At 67.1% G+C, this 17839-nt stretch carries 20 protein-coding genes; 9 read left to right on the forward strand and 11 right to left on the reverse strand.

The window, feature by feature from the left end:
- Window positions 1-27 precede the first annotated feature (27 nt).
- Genes C8J30_RS12540 through C8J30_RS12580 form a run of 9 tightly spaced genes read left to right on the forward strand, consistent with a single transcriptional unit; the run spans window position 28 to window position 8965 of the window.
- Complete coding sequence (locus tag C8J30_RS12540) at window positions 28-336, forward strand: hypothetical protein (RefSeq protein WP_110806186.1); 309 nt, start codon at window positions 28-30, stop codon at window positions 334-336.
- 9 nt (window positions 337-345) lie between these two features.
- The gene (locus C8J30_RS12545) at window positions 346-714 is read left to right on the forward strand and encodes a response regulator (protein ID WP_110806187.1); all 369 of its coding nucleotides are present in this window, start codon (window positions 346-348) and stop codon (window positions 712-714) included.
- On the forward strand, window positions 711-2651 hold the full coding sequence (locus C8J30_RS12550; protein WP_110806188.1) for a chemotaxis protein CheA: 1941 nt from the start codon (window positions 711-713) through the stop codon (window positions 2649-2651). The genes C8J30_RS12545 and C8J30_RS12550 overlap by 4 nt, the downstream gene beginning before the upstream one ends.
- On the forward strand, window positions 2648-3130 hold the full coding sequence (locus tag C8J30_RS12555) for a chemotaxis protein CheW (protein WP_110806189.1): 483 nt from the start codon (window positions 2648-2650) through the stop codon (window positions 3128-3130). The genes C8J30_RS12550 and C8J30_RS12555 overlap by 4 nt, the downstream gene beginning before the upstream one ends.
- Window positions 3127-4836: a methyl-accepting chemotaxis protein gene (locus C8J30_RS12560; RefSeq protein ID WP_146227909.1), complete on the forward strand. Its 1710-nt coding sequence runs from the start codon at window positions 3127-3129 to the stop codon at window positions 4834-4836. Before C8J30_RS12555 ends, C8J30_RS12560 begins: the two co-directional genes overlap by 4 nt.
- A complete protein-coding gene (locus tag C8J30_RS12565) occupies window positions 4833-5312 on the forward strand; it encodes a chemotaxis protein CheW (protein ID WP_110806190.1) in 480 nt (159 codons plus the stop codon). The genes C8J30_RS12560 and C8J30_RS12565 overlap by 4 nt, the downstream gene beginning before the upstream one ends.
- A complete protein-coding gene (locus tag C8J30_RS12570; protein ID WP_110806191.1) occupies window positions 5309-6145 on the forward strand; it encodes a CheR family methyltransferase in 837 nt (278 codons plus the stop codon). Before C8J30_RS12565 ends, C8J30_RS12570 begins: the two co-directional genes overlap by 4 nt.
- A 4-nt stretch (window positions 6146-6149) precedes the next feature.
- Window positions 6150-7274: a protein-glutamate methylesterase/protein-glutamine glutaminase gene (locus C8J30_RS12575; protein WP_110806192.1), complete on the forward strand. Its 1125-nt coding sequence runs from the start codon at window positions 6150-6152 to the stop codon at window positions 7272-7274.
- Window positions 7271-8965 carry a hypothetical protein gene (locus C8J30_RS12580; protein ID WP_110806193.1) on the forward strand — a complete coding sequence of 565 codons (1695 nt, stop codon included), beginning with the start codon at window positions 7271-7273 and terminating at the stop codon, window positions 8963-8965. The genes C8J30_RS12575 and C8J30_RS12580 overlap by 4 nt, the downstream gene beginning before the upstream one ends.
- A 9-nt stretch (window positions 8966-8974) precedes the next feature.
- Here the strand turns inward: C8J30_RS12580 and C8J30_RS12585 are convergent, their stop codons facing one another.
- From C8J30_RS12585 to C8J30_RS12635, 11 genes are all read right to left on the reverse strand, one after another.
- Window positions 8975-10393 carry a cytochrome P450 gene (locus tag C8J30_RS12585; protein WP_110806194.1) on the reverse strand — a complete coding sequence of 473 codons (1419 nt, stop codon included), beginning with the start codon at window positions 10391-10393 and terminating at the stop codon, window positions 8975-8977.
- An 86-nt stretch (window positions 10394-10479) separates the two neighbouring features.
- Window positions 10480-11154 (reverse strand): peptide-methionine (S)-S-oxide reductase MsrA, encoded by a 675-nt coding sequence (msrA, locus tag C8J30_RS12590; RefSeq protein WP_110806195.1) that lies wholly within the window; start codon window positions 11152-11154, stop codon window positions 10480-10482.
- Between the two features lie 11 nt (window positions 11155-11165).
- Entirely contained in the window at window positions 11166-12920 is a 1755-nt protein-coding gene (locus tag C8J30_RS12595; RefSeq protein WP_110806196.1) for a cytochrome c biogenesis protein DipZ, read from the reverse strand.
- A gap of 3 nt (window positions 12921-12923) precedes the next feature.
- Complete coding sequence (gene msrB / locus C8J30_RS12600) at window positions 12924-13397, reverse strand: peptide-methionine (R)-S-oxide reductase MsrB (RefSeq protein WP_110806197.1); 474 nt, start codon at window positions 13395-13397, stop codon at window positions 12924-12926.
- 87 nt (window positions 13398-13484) lie between these two features.
- On the reverse strand, window positions 13485-14450 hold the full coding sequence (locus C8J30_RS12605) for an NAD(P)H-binding protein (RefSeq protein ID WP_110806198.1): 966 nt from the start codon (window positions 14448-14450) through the stop codon (window positions 13485-13487).
- A 128-nt stretch (window positions 14451-14578) separates the two neighbouring features.
- Entirely contained in the window at window positions 14579-14785 is a 207-nt protein-coding gene (locus tag C8J30_RS12610) for a TOBE domain-containing protein (protein ID WP_023923708.1), read from the reverse strand.
- Window positions 14786-14945: 160 nt separating this feature from the next.
- Complete coding sequence (locus C8J30_RS12615; RefSeq protein ID WP_110806199.1) at window positions 14946-15779, reverse strand: SIR2 family NAD-dependent protein deacylase; 834 nt, start codon at window positions 15777-15779, stop codon at window positions 14946-14948.
- A gap of 2 nt (window positions 15780-15781) precedes the next feature.
- Window positions 15782-15994, reverse strand: a complete 213-nt coding sequence (gene nifT, locus C8J30_RS12620; RefSeq protein ID WP_110806200.1) for a putative nitrogen fixation protein NifT — start codon at window positions 15992-15994, stop codon at window positions 15782-15784.
- Window positions 15991-16344 carry a nitrogen fixation protein NifZ gene (locus C8J30_RS12625; RefSeq protein ID WP_110806201.1) on the reverse strand — a complete coding sequence of 118 codons (354 nt, stop codon included), beginning with the start codon at window positions 16342-16344 and terminating at the stop codon, window positions 15991-15993. Before C8J30_RS12625 ends, nifT begins: the two co-directional genes overlap by 4 nt.
- Before the next feature lie 3 nt (window positions 16345-16347).
- Entirely contained in the window at window positions 16348-17085 is a 738-nt protein-coding gene (locus C8J30_RS12630) for a 4Fe4S-binding leucine-rich repeat protein (protein WP_110806202.1), read from the reverse strand.
- A gap of 7 nt (window positions 17086-17092) precedes the next feature.
- On the reverse strand, window positions 17093-17839 hold a 747-nt coding region (locus tag C8J30_RS12635), incomplete at its 5' end, for a NifB/NifX family molybdenum-iron cluster-binding protein (RefSeq protein ID WP_281269379.1).

Here is a 17839-nt window from a genome sequence, read left to right on the forward strand (position 1 = left end):
AGGCATCTTGCCAGCAACGCGCGCCCGATGATCGACCTTTGCGATTCCCCATCCCTGCAGGATCTGACCGGGCTCAAGCTCGCGCTGATCCGGCTGATCGAGACCGAGGCCGATCCGCGGATCGAGACCGCGGCCTTGACCGGTGCCTCGCCCGCGCTGGTGCAGCTGCTGTTCGCGGCCCAGCGCATGGCGCAGGCACGGGGCAAGCGGCTCGAGATTTCCTGTCCGGCAAAGGGGGGTCTGGCCACGGCGCTGACGGCGCTGGGGGTCGAGGATGCCCTTGATACCGGCGCGCAGATCGACGCCGGGCGCTGGACCGGCCTGACCACCCCATGAGGAGACCCCATGTCAAAGACCATCATGACCATCGACGACAGCCCTTCGGTCCGGCAGATGATGAGCATGACGCTGCGCGGCGCCGGCTTTGCCGTGCTTGAGGCCGTCGATGGCGAAGATGCGCTGAAGAAGCTGGCCACGGCCAAGGTCGATTGCGTCTTCACCGACCAGAACATGCCGGTGCTGGACGGGCTGGGCTTCATCAAGCGGTTCCGGGCGACCCCGAATTCGGTGGGCGTGCCGGTGGTGTTCCTGTCGACCGAGTCGCGCGACGACCTGAAATCCGCCGCCCGTGCAGCGGGCGCCACGGGCTGGCTGACCAAACCCTTCGATCAGGCGAAACTGCTTGAGGTCGTGCGCAAGGTCGTGCGCGCATGACCGACGAAGCCGGGCAGATCTTCTTGCAGGAGGCCGCCGAACTGGTGGCGTCGCTCGAACGCGATCTGCTCGAGCTTGAAACCACGCCCGAGACTTCGGACCTGGTCAATGCCGCCTTTCGCAGCCTGCACACGCTGAAGGGCTCCGGCGCGATGTTCGGCTTTGCCGCGATGAGCGCCTTTCTGCATGAATTCGAAACCGCCTTCGACCGCATCCGTCAGGGCGAGGTGGCGCTGAGCCCTGCCATCGTCGCCGTCGCCCTGCGCGCCTGCGACCGCATCCTGCCGATGATCGCCACCCCCGAGGCCGAGGCCGAAGCCGCGCGCTCGGTGCTGGACGCGCTGGCGCAGGCGATGCCCGGCGGCGGGGCCCACGTTGCCCAAAGGACCGAAGCCGCCCCGCCGTTGGCGACCGCCAGCCGGCTGCGCTTTCGTCTGCCGCCCGATGTGCTGCGGCTCGGCCATGATCCGCAGATGCTGCTGGACGAGCTGCGTGAACTTGGCCCGGCGCGCGTGCAGGCGATCACCGCGAAGATCCCGACGCTTGAAACCCTCGATCCCACCGATTGCCTGATGGCCTGGGAAGTGTCCTTCGACACGCCCGTGCCGCGCGGTGCGATCGAAGATGTCTTCCTGTTTCATGGCGACGATCTGGAGCTTGAGCTCGATCCGGCCGAGAAAGCCGATCCCCCCCTTGCCGCGGCCTCGACGGCGGCGCAGCCCGCCACGACCGGTCCGAAGACCCAGCCCGCCGCCGGGGGCGAGACGATGCGGGTCGCGACCGAGCGGCTGGACGAGCTGATGGACCGGGTGGGCGAACTCGTCATCGTCGAGGCAAGGTTGCAGGCGCTGGCCTCCAGCCGCAAGGACCCTGCCCTGCTCGCCGTCGCCGAGGATATCGAGCGTCTGGCCGCCGGGCTGCGCTCGGCCACGATGTCGATGCGGATGGTGCCGATCGCCTCGGTCACCGGGCGGTTTCGCCGTCTTGTCCGCGATCTTTCCGCGACGCTCGGCAAGCCGATCCGCTTCGAGGTCACGGGCGAGGACACCGAACTCGACAAGACGATGATCGAGCTGATCGCCGATCCGCTGGTGCATCTTCTGCGCAATGCCGCCGATCACGGGCTTGAAACCGCCGAGACCCGCCGGGCCGCGGGCAAGCCCGAAAGCGGAACGATCCGCCTTGCCGCCACCTATTCCGGGGCCGAGGTGCTGATCACCCTGACCGACGATGGCCGCGGCCTCGATCTTGGCCGCATCCGCGCCCGCGCGGTGACCAACGGGCTGATCGCCCCCGAAGCGCAACTGTCGGAACGCGAGCTTTACGCGCTGATCTTCGAACCCGGTTTTTCGACCGCCGCGGCGGTGACCGAGGTCTCGGGGCGCGGCGTCGGCATGGATGTCGTGCGCCGCTCGATCGAACAACTGCGCGGCCAGATCGAGATCTCGTCCGAGCCGGGTCATGGCACCACCGTGACCCTGCGCCTGCCGCTGACGCTGGCGATCATCGACGGCTTGCTGGTCGAGGTCGGCGGCGAGCGCTACACGATCCCGCTCGCCGCGGTCGAGGAATGCGTGGAACTGCCCGCCGATCAGGCCCATCCCGGGACCGGCACCGCCTTCCTCAACATCCGCGGCGCGCTGGTGCCGTTCTTGCGGCTGCGCAGCCTGTTTGGCGTCACCGCCCCGCCCTTGCTGCACCCGAAGGTCGTCGTGGTGCAGGCCGCGGGCAACCGCATCGGCCTCGTCGTGGACCGGATCGTCGCCAACACCCAGACGGTGATCAAGCAGCTGTCCCCGCTGCAGGCGCATCTGCGCGGCTTCTCGGGCGCGACGATCCTTGGCGACGGCCGGGTGGCGCTGGTGCTGGATGTCGGTCAGATCGTTGCGCTCGGCCGCGAAGCCGAAGACCTGCACCGGCGGGAGAGCGCGGCATGAGCAGCAAGCCGATCGACATCGTGACCATGCGTCTGGGCCGCGAGATGCTGGCCATTGCCGCCTCGGATCTGCACGAGATCCTCGAACCCGTGCCGGTGACGCGGATGCCCAATTCCGGGGACTTCGTCTTCGGTCTGATCAACGTGCGCGGCGCGGTGGTGCCGCTCGCCGATCTGCGCGTGGTCTTCGGCATGCCTGCCGAAGCCGCGACGAACGATACCCGCATGGTCGTGCTCGACGTGCCGCTCGAAACCGGGCCGGTGACCGTGGCGATCCTCGCCGACAAGGTGCTCGACGTCTCGAGCCTTGACCCCGCCACCGTCGAACCCGTGCCGCCCGTCGGCAGCCGCTGGCCCGCCGAAGCCGTCCGCGGCATCGGCCATCGCGATGGCGGCTTCGTGATCCTGCCCGACTTGCCCGCCATCTTCAGAACCCATTGCGCCCGCAGCGCAGAACTCCGGAAGGACATCCACAGATGACCGAGATGACCCCCACGACCCGCGGGCGCCTGCAAAGCGTTTCCGCCAAGATCATGATGATCCAGATGATCGGCTTCGTCGCCATGCTGGTGATCGCGGCGACGAGTTTCTGGGGATCGGAGCGGATGACCAGCGCGATCTCCTCGGTTCAGGCGGACCGGATCGTGCCGATGCGGCAGATCAAGGACGTGGCGGATGTCTATCTGTTCGAGGGCCCCGCCACGCTGCGCGGGGCGATTTCGCGCGGCGAGCCCTGGGATCAGGCGGTGCAGGAATTGCAGACCTCCCGCATTGGCGCACAGCAAGACTGGGAGGCCTATCTGGCCACCTATCTGACCGATGCGGAAAAGGGACTCGTGGCCGAGGTCGAAGCCGCCAAGATCGCGGGCGATGCCGCGCTTGACCGGCTGGAGGCCTTCGCGCGGGCCCATGATTCCGACGGCGCGCGGGTCTATCTGGGCGAAACCTATCCGTCGTCGATCGAAAAGCTGAACCTCGCCCTCGACAAGCTGGCGCGCTACCAGCAGGAGGAAGCGCAACGGCTGATCGGGGAGACCCTGTCGCTGGCGCGCCAGCTGGCCTACATGATCGGCGCGATCACCGTGATCTCGGCTCTGGTCGCGCTGACGGCGGTGCTGATGTTCGGTGCGCGGGTGCGCAAGGCGCTGTCGGCGGCGGTCGGTCTGGCCGAAACCGTCGCGGCGGGGGATCTGCGCGCGACGGTCACGGTGACCTCGCGCGACGAGATCGGCGATCTTTCCACGGCGCTGAACCGGATGGTGCAGCGTCTGCGCGGGATCGTTGCCGATGTCTCGACCGCCTCGCGCGATGTCGCCACCGGGGCGGAGCAGCTTTCGGCCACGGCGCAGGAACTTAATCACGGCGCCACCGAACAGGCCACCGCCACCGAAGAGGCCTCCTCCTCGATGGAAGAGATGGCCGCCTCGATCAAGCAGAACGCGCAGAACTCGGGCGAGACCGAGGCGATGGCCCGCAAATCCGCCGAGGATGCCCGGCTTTCGGGCGAGGCGGTGGTGCGTGCCGTGGAAGCGATGCAGACGATCGCGGAAAAGATCATGGTGGTGCAGGAAATCGCCCGTCAGACCGATCTTCTGGCGCTGAATGCCGCGGTCGAGGCTGCGCGGGCGGGCGAGCATGGCCGCGGTTTCGCCGTCGTCGCCTCGGAGGTGCGCAAGCTCGCCGAGCGCTCGCAGACCGCGGCGGGCGAAATCTCGGCGCTCTCGGGCAATACCGTGCGCGCGGCGCAGGAGGCGGGGGACATGCTCGCCGGTCTCGTGCCCGATATCGAACGCACCTCGCGTCTGGTTTCCGACATTTCCCGCGCGACGCGGGAACAGGCGACCGGGGCGAGCCAGGTCAACACCGCGATCCAGCAACTTGATCAGGTGACGCAGCAAAACACCGCCGCCGCCGAGGAAATGTCGGCCACGGCCGAGGAACTGGCCGGTCAGGCCGAACAGCTGCAATCGGCCATCGCCTTCTTCCGGCTGAGTGATACCGCCCCGGCTCCGGTCGCAACCCGCAATGCCGCGAAGCCGCAACGCAAGCTGCCCCCCCGCCCCGCGGCGCCGAAAACCCCGGCGGCCACGGGCGGCGGCTTCGACTTCCGGCTCGACGATGCCGAGGACGAGCTTGACGCCCGTTTCCTCAGCGTGCGGGGTGGCAACCGGGACCGTGTCGCATGAGCACGACAAAACAGGTCCTGACCCTGCGGATCGAGGGCGACCTCTTCGCCCTGCCGGTGACGCAGGTGCAGGAAATCCTTGATCTGGCGCCGCTCTTGCGGGTGCCGCATTGGCCCGACCATCTGCTCGGCGTGGTCGATGTGCGCGGCACCGGCATGGCCGTGATCGATCTGCGCCGCCTGCTCGGCCTGCCGCCGCGTCCGGACGATGCCGCCACCCGCCTTGTCGTGCTGCGGCTCGACAGCCCGCAGGGACCGCTTGGCCTTGCGCTGAAGACCGAGCGCGTGCTGGAAGTGACCGACCTCGATGCCCCGGGGCCGGATCCCCTGCCCGCGACCGGCCTTTCCCGGGACCAGAGCCGCTTCGTCGCCAGTCTTGGGCGCCGCGACGGGCAACTGGTCGCGCTCCTTGATCTGCAGCGGATGTTCGATGCCGAAACGCTGCGCGAAGCCCGAAACCCGCGGGCCGCAGCATGAGTGTCCTTGTCCGCCCCGCGACGCGGCGCTCTGCCCTGTTCGATCAGTTCACCGATTTCGTCCGGCTGGAAATCGGCGTGAACCTGTCGACGGCCAAGCGCACGATGATCGAGGGGCGGTTCCACCGGCACCTGCTGGAGCTTGGGCTCAAGGATTTCGACGCCTATCTCGCCTGGCTCTTCGAGGAAGGCGCGCTCGATCAGGAACGCGACGCGATCTTCGATGCGATCACCACCAACAAGACCGATTTCTTCCGCGAGCCCGAGCATTTCCAGATCCTGCGCGCCGAGTGCCTGCCGCGGTTCCGTGCCAGCGGCCGAACCCGCTGCAAGATCTGGAGTGCCGCAGCCTCGATCGGGGCCGAGGCCTGGACGATCGCCATCGTTCTGGCGGAAGAGGCACGGGCGATGCCCTTCGACTGGGCGATCCTTGGCACTGACATCAATGCCTCGGTTCTGGAAACCGCGCGCCGGGCGATCTATGCCGACGAGATGCTGCGCCCCGTTCCGCCCGCGCTGCGCGCGCGGTATTTCCTGCGTGGACAGGCGGAATATGCGCAATCGGCCCGGGTCGTGCCCGATCTGCGCCGACGGGTGCAGTTCCAGCGTCTCAACCTGATGGACCCGGCCTATCCGGTCGACCACGACGTCGACGTGATCTTCCTGCGCAATGTGCTGATCTATTTCGAGCCGGAGGATCAGGCCGCGGTGATCGACCGTCTGGTCACGCATCTGGACCCCGGTGGCTGCCTGTTCGTCGGCCATTCGGAGTCGATGGTGGTGCGGCATCCGGCGCTGCAGCAGATCGCTCCGGCGGTCTACCGCAGGCGATAGGAGGATGACCGTGGGTGCTCCGCTTTCCGTGCTGATCGTCGATGATTCCGCCGCGATCCGCTCGGCCTTTTCCAGCATCATTCGCGACGATCCCGGTCTGACGCTGATGGGGGTCGCCGCCGACCCCTATGAGGCGGCACGGCTGATGCGCGATGTGCTGCCCGATGTGATGCTGCTCGATCTTGAACTGCCGAAGATGGACGGGCTGACCTTCCTGCGCAAGATCATGGCGCAGCGCCCGCTGCCGGTCGTGGTCTGCTCGAGCCATACCGAGACCGGCTCGCAGGCGATGCTGGCGGCGCTCGAAAGCGGCGCAAGCGAGGTGCTGGCGAAACCCAGGTTCGACACACCGCAGGCGCGGCGCGAAGCGGCGATCCGGCTCGGCGATGCGCTGCGCGCCGCGGTTGCGGCCCGGCGTGGCCGCAGTGTCAGCGCCGCACCGGCGGTCCGCCCGGAAACCCTTGCCCCGGGAGAGAAATTCACCGCCGACGTGATCTTGCCACCGCGGGCGCCCGCCAACCTGCCCGCGACGGCGCCGCTTGTCGCCATCGGCGCCTCGACCGGCGGCACCGAGGCGCTGCGCGAGATCCTGACGGCGCTGCCGCCCACGGCCCCCGCCATCGTCATCGTGCAGCACATGCCCGAAACCTTCACCGGCGCCTTTGCCCGACGTCTGGACACGCTCTGCCGGATCGAGGTCCGCGAGGCGGTCGAAGGGGATACGCTCGCCCCCGGTCTGGCGCTCATTGCCCCGGGCAACCGCCACATGCTGCTGCGCCGGGTCGGACGCGGCTATCACGTCACGCTGCATGATGGCCCCTATGTCTGCCGCCATCGCCCTTCGGTCGACGTGCTGTTCCGCTCGGTCGCGCAACAGGCCGGGGCGAATGCGCTGGGGGTGATCCTGACCGGCATGGGCGCCGATGGCGCCGCGGGCATGGTCGAATTGCGCGAGGCCGGCGCGATGACGCTGGCGCAGGACGAGGCGAGCTGCATCGTCTACGGCATGCCGCGCGAGGCGGTGGCGCTTGGCGGCGTGCAGAAACAACTGCCTCTGGCAGCCCTCGCGGCACCGATCGCCAGCTTTGCCGGGGGCCCCCGAAGCGCATCGCAGGTAGGTGTTGCATGATCCCTTCGAACCCGGCTCTTTGCGCGATTGCCCAGAACTGCTCCGCGCTGGTTCACACCGTTCGCGACGAGACCGAAGCGCATTTCCTGCGCGCGGGGGCGGCGCTTGTCTCGGTCTGCGACCGGTTCGAAACCGTCGAGCAGCCGATCGGCGCGCTGTCGGATCTGGCCACCGGGGGCGAGGTGCAGGGGCTGGTCGGGCATATCCGGCATTTCGAGAACATGCTGCAGGGCCTGCTTTACAGCGTCCGCGAGGCGCGGATTCCGCTTGGGCAGACACTGGAAAAGGCGCGTTCGATGCATGGCGTGGTGGCGCAGCTGTCGCGCACAATCCGCACGATGAACATCGTGACGCTGAACGCGCGCGTGGCGGTGGCGCCAATGGTCGACGCGAAAAGCTCGATGTCGGTCTTTACCCGCGATGCCGCCGAGCTGGTGCAACATGCGTTCCGCAAGCTTGCCGAGATCGAGCACGCGCTGTCGGACCTTGATGCGCAGGTGGAGGTCTCGCGCGTCCAGTCGACCGAGCTGGGTCGGATGCTCGACGAACGCGCCGCGGCAGCGCTCGGCGAGATCGTCGCCGGTCTGACCCGGCTCGAGGACCATATCGGCACGTTGACGATGCGCGGCGGCAAGCTGTCACGCGCGGCGCTGACGATCCGCGATGCGGTGGCGAAATCGGTTCTGGCGCTGCAGGCGGGCGATGCGATGCGCCAGCGGCTCGAACATGTCGAATATATCCTTGCCGCGGTCTGCGACGCCGCCCCCGGTCGCGGAATGCAGGCCGCCTTGCTGAGCCTCTCGCAGCGGCAGATGTTCGATGCGGCGGAACGCCATTCCCCCAGCGTCTCGATGCTCGAGCGGCAATTGCGGCTGGCGGCGGGGCAGACGACGACCTTCCTTGTCGATGTCGAGGAGGTGTTCCGTCCGGGTCAATCGGGGATCAGCGATCTGTTGACCGCGTTCAGCAACATCGAGCGGGTGCTGGCGGATGCCGCGGGGTTGCAGCTGTCGCTGGGCAACAATGCCCGCAAGCTGACAGAGGCCGTCGATCGCGTGCAATCCCATGTCAAGGAAATCGGGGCGCTGGAAGCGCGGATGAACCTCATCGGCATCAATGCGGTGATCGCCTGTTCGAGCCTTGGGCAGGATGGTCTGCCCTTGAAGGTGATCGCGCATCAGCTGCGCGATCTGGTCGAGGAAAGCAGCGGCTGTGTCGTGCAGATGCAGGGCGATCTGGGCGGGATGCGCAGCACCGCGCAGGAGGTGGCCGAGCTGCTCGAGCTGCAGGCGCAAGAGACGCAATCGATCCGCGAGGGGCTGGAAACGCAGGTGACGCCGGGGCTGACGAACCTGCGTTCGGCCCTGCAGGCGGTCCGCACGGCCGTCAGCGCGAACCAGTCGCATCTGTCGGGCGGGCTGCAGGACGGGCTGAACGCGATGGAGGCCCATCGCACCGGGATCGAGGCGATGGTGCAGCGGGTGGGCGTGACGATTTCCTCGCAGCCGCGGATGCGTCAGTTCACCCTGACCGCGTCCGAAGCAGCGCTGGTCACCGCGATCCGCAGCATCCTCTCGATCGAGGCGGAGCGGACGGTGCATGACGCCTGGCTGTCAAGCATCGGCGTCGACGCCTCGGGGCTTGAAGTGTCACTCCCGCAGGCGGTCGGCTCGGATATCGTCCTGTTCTGAGGCCCGGGCTCAGCGCGGGCTCAGCGCCAGCCAGATCCCGTCGCGGCCGCGCACGGTCAGCTGCGCCACCGGCATCGGCTCGCGGCCGGGCACCAGCGACACGCGGAAGTGCTTCAGCATCATGCCCAGCAGCAGCGGCCCCTCGGCCATGGCAAAGCCCGCCCCCGGACAGACGCGCGGCCCGGCCGAGAACGGCACATAGGCCAGACGCGAGCTTTCGCGGCCCTCGGGCGTGTCCCAGCGCGTCGGGTCGAAATCGTCCGGGTCTTTCCAGATCCGCTCGTGCCGATGCAGGTGCCACGGGCTGACGACGATCAGCGAGCCCTTCGGCACCTTGCGGCCGCGGAAGGTTTCCTCCTTCTCGGCCTCGCGCAGATACATCGGCACCGGCGGATAAAGCCGCATCGATTCGCGAAACACCGCACGCGCCAGTTTCAGCCGCGGCACCGACGAGGCGTAGATCTTCTCGACATCGATCACCGTCTCGGCTTCCTCGGCGAGCTTGTCCTGCCATTCCGGGTAAAGCGCCATCAGGTACAGCGACCAGGCCAGCGCGGCAGCGCCGGTCTCGTGCCCGGCCAACAGGAAGATGCCGACCTGATCGACCATCTCGCCCGGGCTGAAGCATTGGCCGTCCTCGGGGTCGGGGGTGGACATGATCCGCGTCGCCAGATCATCGGGGGCGATGCCCGCCGCGATCTCGGCAGCCCGCGCCTCGACCAGCGAAGAGATGAAACCGCGGATCTGTTTCGCCGTCTTCGCCGTCGCGCCAAAGCGCAGCCGCGGCAGCCAGCGCGGCAGGGAAAACAGCGTCCCCGTATTCACCATCGGCCGCGAGGCCTGATGCGCGCGGAAGGCATCGAAGACCGCCGTCGCCGTCGCATTCTCGACCGGGATCGAGAACAGCGTACGGAAGATCACGTCCAAAGCGATATGGCTCGCCTGCCCCTCGACATCGATCGGGCGACCATCGGCCAGCGGTTTCAGCCGTTCGACGCCAGACAGGGCCGCATCCCACATCGCGGGCAACACGTCCTTGGTGCGGCCGCCGTCAAAGGCCGGGTCGATGATGCGGCGCTGACGTTCCCATTCCGGCCCGTTGGTGATGAAGATCGAATGACCGAGAAGCGGCGTCAGCCCCTCGAAGAGCCGCAGCGATTTCGGGAAATCCGCCGGGCGGCGGGTCAGCACGAGATCGACCAGATCGGGGTCGTTGCACAGGAACGAGGTGAAGAAGGGCGAGTGGAATTCGGCCATCCAGGCGCGGAACATCCGGGCCGGTTGCACCGCCAGAATGTCCTGCCGGATCAGGCGGAAGAAGTCGCGGACACCGACGCGCTCGGGCCGGGGCGCGGGCTTCACCGGGCGGCGATGCGCAAAGGGGCATTGCGGTTGCTCGGCGGCGCGATCGGCGGCAGCGTCTTTCATCGGTTCTCTCACCTCACCCAGTTCGGCCCCTTGTGGCACGAAGCAGGCGCAGCTGTGTTGACCATCGTCAAGTTTATGCTGCGATCTCAGTCGACTGCGGGCACCAGAACCGGCTCGGCCCGCCAATCGTCCGGGAACATCCGCTCCAGCGCCGCGATCTTCGGCATGTCGACCGTCGCGATATAGGGGTGGTCGGGATAGACGGTCAGGAAATTCTGATGATAGCCCTCGGCCGGGTAAAAGGGCACGCCCGGATCGATCTTCGTCACAATGGCGGCCTCGAAGGCCCGGGCGCGGGTGAGCTGATCGATATAGGCTTTCGCGATCCGCGCCTGATCCTCCGAGGTCGGAAACAGCGCCGAGCGGTATTGCGTGCCGACATCCGGGCCTTGCCGGTTCAGCTGCGTCGGGTCATGCGCGACCGAGAAAAACACATGCAGCAGTTCCCCATAGCTGATCTGCTTCGGATCGAACACGACCTGAACGGCTTCGGCATGGCCGGTGTCTCCGCCCGAGACCTGATCATAGCTTGCCGTCGTTTCCGCGCCCCCGGCATAGCCCGAAGTGGCGCTGATCACGCCGTTCAGATGCTGAAACACCCCCTGCACGCCCCAGAAGCAGCCGCCCGCAAAGATCGCGGTTTCGGGGCCGCTCATCGAGGTTTCATCGACCGAGGGGGGCGGGATCACCCGGCCCTCCTCGGCCAGAACGGGGGTGGCGAAAGACAGGGCAAGCGTCAGGGCAAGACCAAGGCGGCGCATTTTGCGATCCTTTATCCGAAGGTGAAGGCAAAGGCCTGGACGCCGGGGGCGTCGAAGCGGATCTCGAACAGGTGGTCTGCAACCGGGCCTTTGGCGCGGTAGAGCTGGTAGAGCCGATCCTCGGTCACGGTGCCGCGGCCCGCGGCGTCGACATCCAGCCCCGCATCGGCCCCGGGGGGCTGGCCGTCGATCGTCACGGTGAAAGGCACGGGGGTCGCGCCCGGCGCCAGCACCAGATGCAGGTCGCGGGCATGAAAGCGCATCGTGACGCTGCCACCGGGGGCAGTCAGCTGCGCAGCTTCGGCCCCCACGGTCCAGTCGCCCGCCAGCGCCCATTCGTTCGGCCGAAGATCGGGTGCGGTGTAGCGGTGCGATTGATCGGCGATCAATCCCTCAGGATTCAGGTTACCGCTGGCGCGGGCATGGCCCAGGTAGGTCTCGGGCGAGAACACATCTTGCATGTCCGCCGGGGCCGAGACGCCCGCGGCCTGCACCTGCGCCTTGGTGTCGGGCGCCTGCCCGGCCTCGGCCAGAAGCGTGCGGATCACCTGTTCGGAGTCCTCATAGCCGCCCTCGCCGAAATGGTGGTGGCGGATCTGGCCCTTCGCATCGACGAAATAATGCGCGGGCCAGTAGCGGTTCGAAAACGCCCGCCAGAGCGCGTAATCGTTATCCAGCGCGACGGGATAGGTCAGGCCCAGATCCTTGACCGCCTTGGCGACATTGGCCGGGTCTTTTTCAAAGGCAAACTCGGGCGCATGCACGCCGATCACCACCAGCCCCTTGTCGCGATAGGCGGCGTCCCAGGCCTGCACATGCGGCAGCGCGCGCAGGCAGTTGATGCAGGAATAGGTCCAGAAGTCGATCAGCACGACCTTGCCGCGCAACTCGGCGGCGGTGAGCGGCGGGGAGTTGAGCCACTGCACGGCGCCGGTCAGATCGGGCATCTGGCCTTCGATCGGCAAAGCCTCAGGCTGGCCTTTCGCGGTCATGGCCGGGCCCGTCCTCATCGCAGGACCGCCCGTCATCGCCGGAGCCGCCTGCATCACCGCGCCGCTGTCCGGGCCGAACCGGGACAGGAGCGCCGCCTCGAGCCGGTTCGTCGAAGCGGTCGAGAGACGCGTCAGCACGCCGGTATCAAGGCCAAGCGCAATCGCCGCAACGCCCGCCAGAACCAGCCCCCCAAGGCCGCGCCGCAGCCCTTCGCCAAAGCCCAGCCCGCGCTTCATCAGCGCAAAGACCCGCCCCCCGGCAAGAAGCGCCACAGCCAAAGCCGTTGCCGCCCCCAGCGCATAGGCGAACAGAAGCCCCGTCGTCGCAAGGCTCGCCCCGTTCAGCGCCGCTCCGGTCAGGATCAGCCCCAGGATCGGCCCGGCGCAGGGCGCCCACAAAAGCCCGGTCGCCACCCCCAGCGCGGCCGATCCGAAGACCCCCTCGCCGCGCCCGGAGGCACGGTTGCCCAGCGCGACCAGCGGTCGGGTCAGCCGCTCGGAGAGCGCGGGGAAGAGCAGCATCAGCCCGAAGACACCGAGCAGCGCCAAAGCGATCCCGCGGCCCCAGCCGTTTGCCGCCACGGCCCAGCCGCCGCCAAGGGCGGCAAGGCTTGCCACCGCTGCAAAGGCCAGCGCCATTCCGGCGAGCATCGGCAAGCCATTCGTCCAAAAGGGTTTTCCCGCGCGGGCAAAGACGAAGGGCAGAACCGGCAGGATGCAGGGGCTGAGGATCGTCAGCACCCCGCCGAAGTAAGCCAGAAGGGCAAGTGCCATCGGTCAGGCCGCGGCGGGGGTGAAGGTCATCGCGACTCCGTTCATGCAGTAGCGCAGCCCGGTCGGCGGCGGGCCGTCCTCGAAGACATGGCCCAGATGGCCGCCGCAGCGGGCACAATGCACCTCGGTCCGGGTCATCATCAGCGCACCGTCGATGCGGGTGCCCACCGCGGTCTCGGAAATCGGCTGATAGAAACTGGGCCAACCGGTGCCACTGTCGAACTTCGTGTCAGAGGAAAACAAGGGCAGCGCGCAGCCCGCACAGGCGAAGGTGCCCTTGCGGTGTTCCTGCTCCAAGGGGCTCGTGTAGGGATATTCCGTGCCCTCCTTGCGCAGCACCGAATAGGCCTCGGGCGTCAGAAGCTTGCGCCACTCGTCATCGCTGTGCACGACTTCGAACGTTTCGGCCGGCGCCTTGTGCGGCGCCAGCCCGACGGCGGCCAGACCCACCGACAACAGCAGATTTCTCCGGTTCATGCGCTCCTCCGCAGCTTGATCCGGAGCACCAGTTAGGGCGCTAACGGCCGCTGTCACGGGTCCGCGGCCAAAGCTTTCGTGAGCTGGTTAAAAGATCGCGTGATCGCCGCGGTCATCGGCAATCTCGCCGCGCAGCATCGCGGCGACGTAATCCTCGAACCTGTCGGTGCCATATTCCGGCGTCGCATCAGGATCATAGCAGCCCTTGGCCGGGTTCCACAGCAGCATCGATTCCGAGGCGTAATAGCGCCCGATCTTTGCCAGCTCGGCCTTGCCCGCAAGCTTCGGGGAAAATTTGCCCAGAACCGTCAGCACGCCGACGATGGCATCCATCAGTTTCGGCGTCACATGCTTGATCTTCACGGGCTTGCCCGTCAGCCGTTCCAGCATCGCCGCCTGATCGAGCGGCGTCATCGCCGGTCCCGGGCCGCCAATCGGCAGCACCTTGCGGATCTTGTCGGGATCATTGAGGCAGGAGGTGATGAACCGCCCCAGATCGGCATCGGAAATCGGCTTGCAGGCAGTGATGCGCCCGTCGCCAAAGACAAGGAAGGGCTTGCCCTTCTGCACCCGCGGGATCTGCCCGGAGAGCGACTTGAAGAACGCCGTCGGCCGCACGATCGACCATTCAAGCGGCGAGCCGCGCAGCTGCGATTCAAAAGCCAGCTTGGCCTTCTGGAATTGCAGATAGGGCTTTTGCACGCAGATGGCCGAGAGCAGCACGAATTTGCGCACCCGCGCCTCCATCGCCGCTTCCAGCGCATGGGCATGGGCGCGGTCATCGATGGCCCAGGCGTCGGCGGGCAGCCCGGTGCGCGAGGCAAGGCAGGACACGATCGCGGCGCAGGGATGATCCTTCAGCAGCCGGGCCACGGTGTCGGGATGGCTCACGTCGCCCTCGATCAGCGTGCAGCCGGGCAGCTTGGCGGGATCGGTGCCGGGACGCACCAGCGCCCAGACGCCATGCCCCTCGGCCAGCAGCGCAGCGGCAGTGGCGCGGCCGATGGTGCCGGTGCCCCCCAGCAAAAGCACACGGAATTTCAGATCTTTCATCGCAAGGCCCCCTTATCGCGTCCGCACCTTAGCAGGATGAACGGGCGCGGCCAGACGCAGTTTGGCGCAGGGGAAACGAAAGGGGCGCAGACCCCGCGGCCTGCGCCCCCGAACGTCAGATGTGGCGATCAGTTCTTGCCGACGATCACGTCGGAGGCCTTGATGATCGCGCAGGCCTCGTCGCCGACCTTCAGCGCGAGGTCGGCGGCAGCTTCATTGGTGATGGAGGCGGTGACGATGGTCCCGCCGATGTCGATCTTGACATGGGTTGTGACATTGCCGGTTTCGACGGCGGTCACCTTGCCCGCCAGAATGTTGCGTGCGCTGAGTTTCATCGGGGTGTCCTTTCCCGGAACGATTGAGTCCATTTTTGCCAATTTCTTGCGGCAGGATCACTGTTGACCTTTGCTAGACCTTTGACAATATGAGAAAAATCTACATATCGAAGCCATGCGGTGACCGCATGGCTCCTCTTCCGGTGGTGGGACGCAGACCTTAGCCCTCGGGGACGGTCAGCAGGTCGGTCAGCGCCGAAAGCGGCAGATCGAGGCGACGAATCTCCAATTCCTCAAGGAATTTCTCCTCCATCCGCGTCAGCGGACCGGAGATCACCGCGACATGGCCCACGCCCGAACGCTTGGTGATCTGGCGTGCGTAAATCCGCAGCAACTGATCATCAAAGCGGCAGCCAAGGAACAGGAAGGGCCGCCCGGTGCGACGTTCGCGGACCTCTTCCGGGATCGGCGTCTGGATGTCGATCTCGGTCAGCACCTCGACGTAATCGGCATCCGAGAGCAGGAACGACGACCCCATCCGCACGAGGCCATTCGGTTTGTAGAGCAGCGACTTCCACGCCGGATCGGCGGCCGCGACGGGTTCGCCGAAACTGTCGAAGGCGGCAGTGAAGGCCTCGGAATGCGTCCCCGCCCGGCTGATCCCCTGTACCAGCCCCCAATCGCCATCGCCGGGGCCAAAGGCGCGCAGGAGGCCCTCGTCATACCAGGTGTCGACGACCATCGGCACCCGCATCGAGGCCAGCCAGTCATGCACCGGATTGGGCCGATCCGGGCGACCGACGAAAGCCTTGCGCACCAGCGCATCCAGCGTCGCGCGAAACTTCCGGCTTTCGATATATTGCGCCACCGACCACAGATTGCCCGAAGCCCGGCGCGGCACCCGCACTTCGGCCTCGAGACGGCGGCACAGCTCGGCCGTCGTGCCGGGCGCCTGCCCGCCCGACAGCGCCGAGACCTCGGGGCCAAGATAGGGGATGCGGCGGCCCGCCCCCACCTCGGCCATCACAGCTTCCAGAATCTCGGTGTCGGTCATGGTCAGTCCTCGTCGGAAAGCTTGCGCGCCTCGACCGTCACCGGCAGCTGCGGCGGGGTGTCGAAGGCGGGCATGGCAAAGACCCAGCCATTGGCGAGCTTCGCCCAGCCGCCCCAGAGCCCGGGTTTTTCCTGCTCGACCACCATCTCCTCGAGGTCCTTCTTCGGCACATAGGCTTCGATGCCCTTGGCGGTTTCGCGGATCATCACTTTCATCGGGGCAGTTCCTTCGCGGGTTGGGCGAGCATGTCGCGGGTCACGATGTGGGATTGCAGTTGCCGCTCGCCGCTGCTGGTGCGGGCGGCCTCGGCCGGTTTGATTTCTTTCTCGCGCATGCCGACGATCGAGCCGCGCTCGATGAAGTCGATGGCGTAGATGTAGAATTGCGACAGGAACACGCCGATGTCGCGGACATAGCCGACATCGCCCTTTTTCACGACAATGTCGCCGATCTCGAAACCGGGCATGGTGCCGTCGTTCTTCACCTGCTTGCGGGCGATCACCTTGTCGCCCGGCAGATAGGCGGGGGCGCGGTAGACCTCGATTTCGCGGTCGTCGGTCGACATGGGTCACTCCTCGATATGGGCGAGCCGGTGGATTGCGGTCTCGCGGATGATGTCTTCGGGGTCGGCGACGAGGCGGCGCAACTCATTCCGCCCGCCCTCTTCGGCAACGGTGTGGCGCACGCGGATGTCGTCGTCGGCCACGAACAGCGCAGGCCGCCGCCGCGCCGCCACCCGGCGCACCAATGGCTCGGGGTCGGTGCGAAAGCGGTCGAGAAAGGCGGGCGCGATGCGGCGGGCCACTTCCGAGCGCACCTCGGGATCGGGGTCCGCGGTCAGCATCGGCAAAAGCCCCGGATCGGCACGGCGGGCGACGATCAGACGGACGTACCCATCCTTGTCCTGCAACATCGGCAAAAGCTTTCCGGGCGGCAACCGATGCGCGACCGCGATCCGCACCGCGCGCTCGGGGTCGTTGATCAGCCGCTCGGCATGCGAGGCGGGCAGACGCAGCACCGCCATGCCCCGCACCGCCGGATCGGGATCGTGCATCAGCCGCGGCAGCCGGAAAACCGAGGCCGTCCGCGCCGCATTCACCCGGGTTTCGAAATAGGGATGGCTCAGGTTCTCATCCGCCAGTTCCGGGTTGAGCAGGAAGAACCGCTCGATCCGCTTGGCGTAACGGTCATTCAGGCAAGACCAGCCCAGCCCGCATTGCCCGCTCTCCAGCCGGTCATGGAACCGGCAGGCGCCGCAATCAAGCGCCTCGCCAGTCCAATCAAGGGGTTCGGGGCCTTCGGGCATCGGATCCTCAGGCGCTTTGCGCTTGTTTCTGGGCCATTTTTTCGCGGTAAAGCGCAAGGACGGCGGTTTCGATGTAGTCATGCGCCCAGGTGTCGCGGGCGGTGATGCCGGCGATGGCCAGGCCCTCGCGCGGGCAGTCGCCGATCTTTGCCACCAGAACCGTGTCGATGCCGTCGAGCGTCGCGATGACGCGCTCGAGCCGGTCCTCCTCGCCGCCGCCATCGACGCAGTAGTTGTCGCAGCGGCGGTGAAAGGCGAAGCGCACCCCCGTCGCGTCGACCTCGAAGACCTGGAATTCCGTCGCATGGCCGAAATGCTGGTTGATCCGCCCGCCGCCCTGTGTCGTCACCGCGACGAGGAGTTTCGGCGACGTGGCCGCCACCGCGGCTTCGGTCGCGGCCTGCGCGGCTTCGGCCGCGGCGCGGCGGTCTTCGCGCTCGGCCACCACCCAGTCGCGATAGGTTTCCCGCGCGGCGCCGTCATAGACCGGGGCCTCGGGCACGAGGTCCAGAGTGAAGTCCTGGCCCCGATCTTCGCCGAGCAACCCCACCGCATCGGCGCGGCATTGGCGGCAATGCTTCATCAGATTGGCGCCCCCCGCGCAGGCCTCCTGCACCGCCAGAAGCTCGGCCGCAGTCGGACCCCGCTGCCCGGTCAGACCGAAATGCGTGCCATGTTCGGGCGCGGAAATCAGCGGCATGATGTTGTGGAGGAACGCGCCGCGGCGTTTGACTTCCTTGTTCACCTCGAGGAG

The sequence above is a fragment of the Rhodobacter viridis genome (genome assembly GCF_003217355.1).
Classification (GTDB): Bacteria; Pseudomonadota; Alphaproteobacteria; order Rhodobacterales; family Rhodobacteraceae; genus Rhodobacter; species Rhodobacter viridis.

Excerpts from the sequence above, each read along its gene's own strand:
- C8J30_RS12540 (WP_110806186.1), top strand. The coding sequence starts at position 28 with ATGATCGACCTTTGCGATTCCCCATCCCTGCAGGATCTGACCGGGCTC.
- C8J30_RS12545 (WP_110806187.1), top strand. The coding sequence starts at position 346 with ATGTCAAAGACCATCATGACCATCGACGACAGCCCTTCGGTCCGGCAG.
- C8J30_RS12550 (WP_110806188.1), top strand. The coding sequence starts at position 711 with ATGACCGACGAAGCCGGGCAGATCTTCTTGCAGGAGGCCGCCGAACTG.
- C8J30_RS12555 (WP_110806189.1), top strand. The coding sequence starts at position 2,648 with ATGAGCAGCAAGCCGATCGACATCGTGACCATGCGTCTGGGCCGCGAG.
- C8J30_RS12560 (WP_146227909.1), top strand. The coding sequence starts at position 3,127 with ATGACCGAGATGACCCCCACGACCCGCGGGCGCCTGCAAAGCGTTTCC.
- C8J30_RS12565 (WP_110806190.1), top strand. The coding sequence starts at position 4,833 with ATGAGCACGACAAAACAGGTCCTGACCCTGCGGATCGAGGGCGACCTC.
- C8J30_RS12570 (WP_110806191.1), top strand. The coding sequence starts at position 5,309 with ATGAGTGTCCTTGTCCGCCCCGCGACGCGGCGCTCTGCCCTGTTCGAT.
- C8J30_RS12575 (WP_110806192.1), top strand. The coding sequence starts at position 6,150 with ATGACCGTGGGTGCTCCGCTTTCCGTGCTGATCGTCGATGATTCCGCC.
- C8J30_RS12580 (WP_110806193.1), top strand. The coding sequence starts at position 7,271 with ATGATCCCTTCGAACCCGGCTCTTTGCGCGATTGCCCAGAACTGCTCC.
- C8J30_RS12585 (WP_110806194.1), bottom strand. The coding sequence starts at position 10,393 with ATGAAAGACGCTGCCGCCGATCGCGCCGCCGAGCAACCGCAATGCCCC.
- msrA (WP_110806195.1), bottom strand. The coding sequence starts at position 11,154 with ATGCGCCGCCTTGGTCTTGCCCTGACGCTTGCCCTGTCTTTCGCCACC.
- C8J30_RS12595 (WP_110806196.1), bottom strand. The coding sequence starts at position 12,920 with ATGGCACTTGCCCTTCTGGCTTACTTCGGCGGGGTGCTGACGATCCTC.
- msrB (WP_110806197.1), bottom strand. The coding sequence starts at position 13,397 with ATGAACCGGAGAAATCTGCTGTTGTCGGTGGGTCTGGCCGCCGTCGGG.
- C8J30_RS12605 (WP_110806198.1), bottom strand. The coding sequence starts at position 14,450 with ATGAAAGATCTGAAATTCCGTGTGCTTTTGCTGGGGGGCACCGGCACC.
- C8J30_RS12610 (WP_023923708.1), bottom strand. The coding sequence starts at position 14,785 with ATGAAACTCAGCGCACGCAACATTCTGGCGGGCAAGGTGACCGCCGTC.
- C8J30_RS12615 (WP_110806199.1), bottom strand. The coding sequence starts at position 15,779 with ATGACCGACACCGAGATTCTGGAAGCTGTGATGGCCGAGGTGGGGGCG.
- nifT (WP_110806200.1), bottom strand. The coding sequence starts at position 15,994 with ATGAAAGTGATGATCCGCGAAACCGCCAAGGGCATCGAAGCCTATGTG.
- C8J30_RS12625 (WP_110806201.1), bottom strand. The coding sequence starts at position 16,344 with ATGTCGACCGACGACCGCGAAATCGAGGTCTACCGCGCCCCCGCCTAT.
- C8J30_RS12630 (WP_110806202.1), bottom strand. The coding sequence starts at position 17,085 with ATGCCCGAAGGCCCCGAACCCCTTGATTGGACTGGCGAGGCGCTTGAT.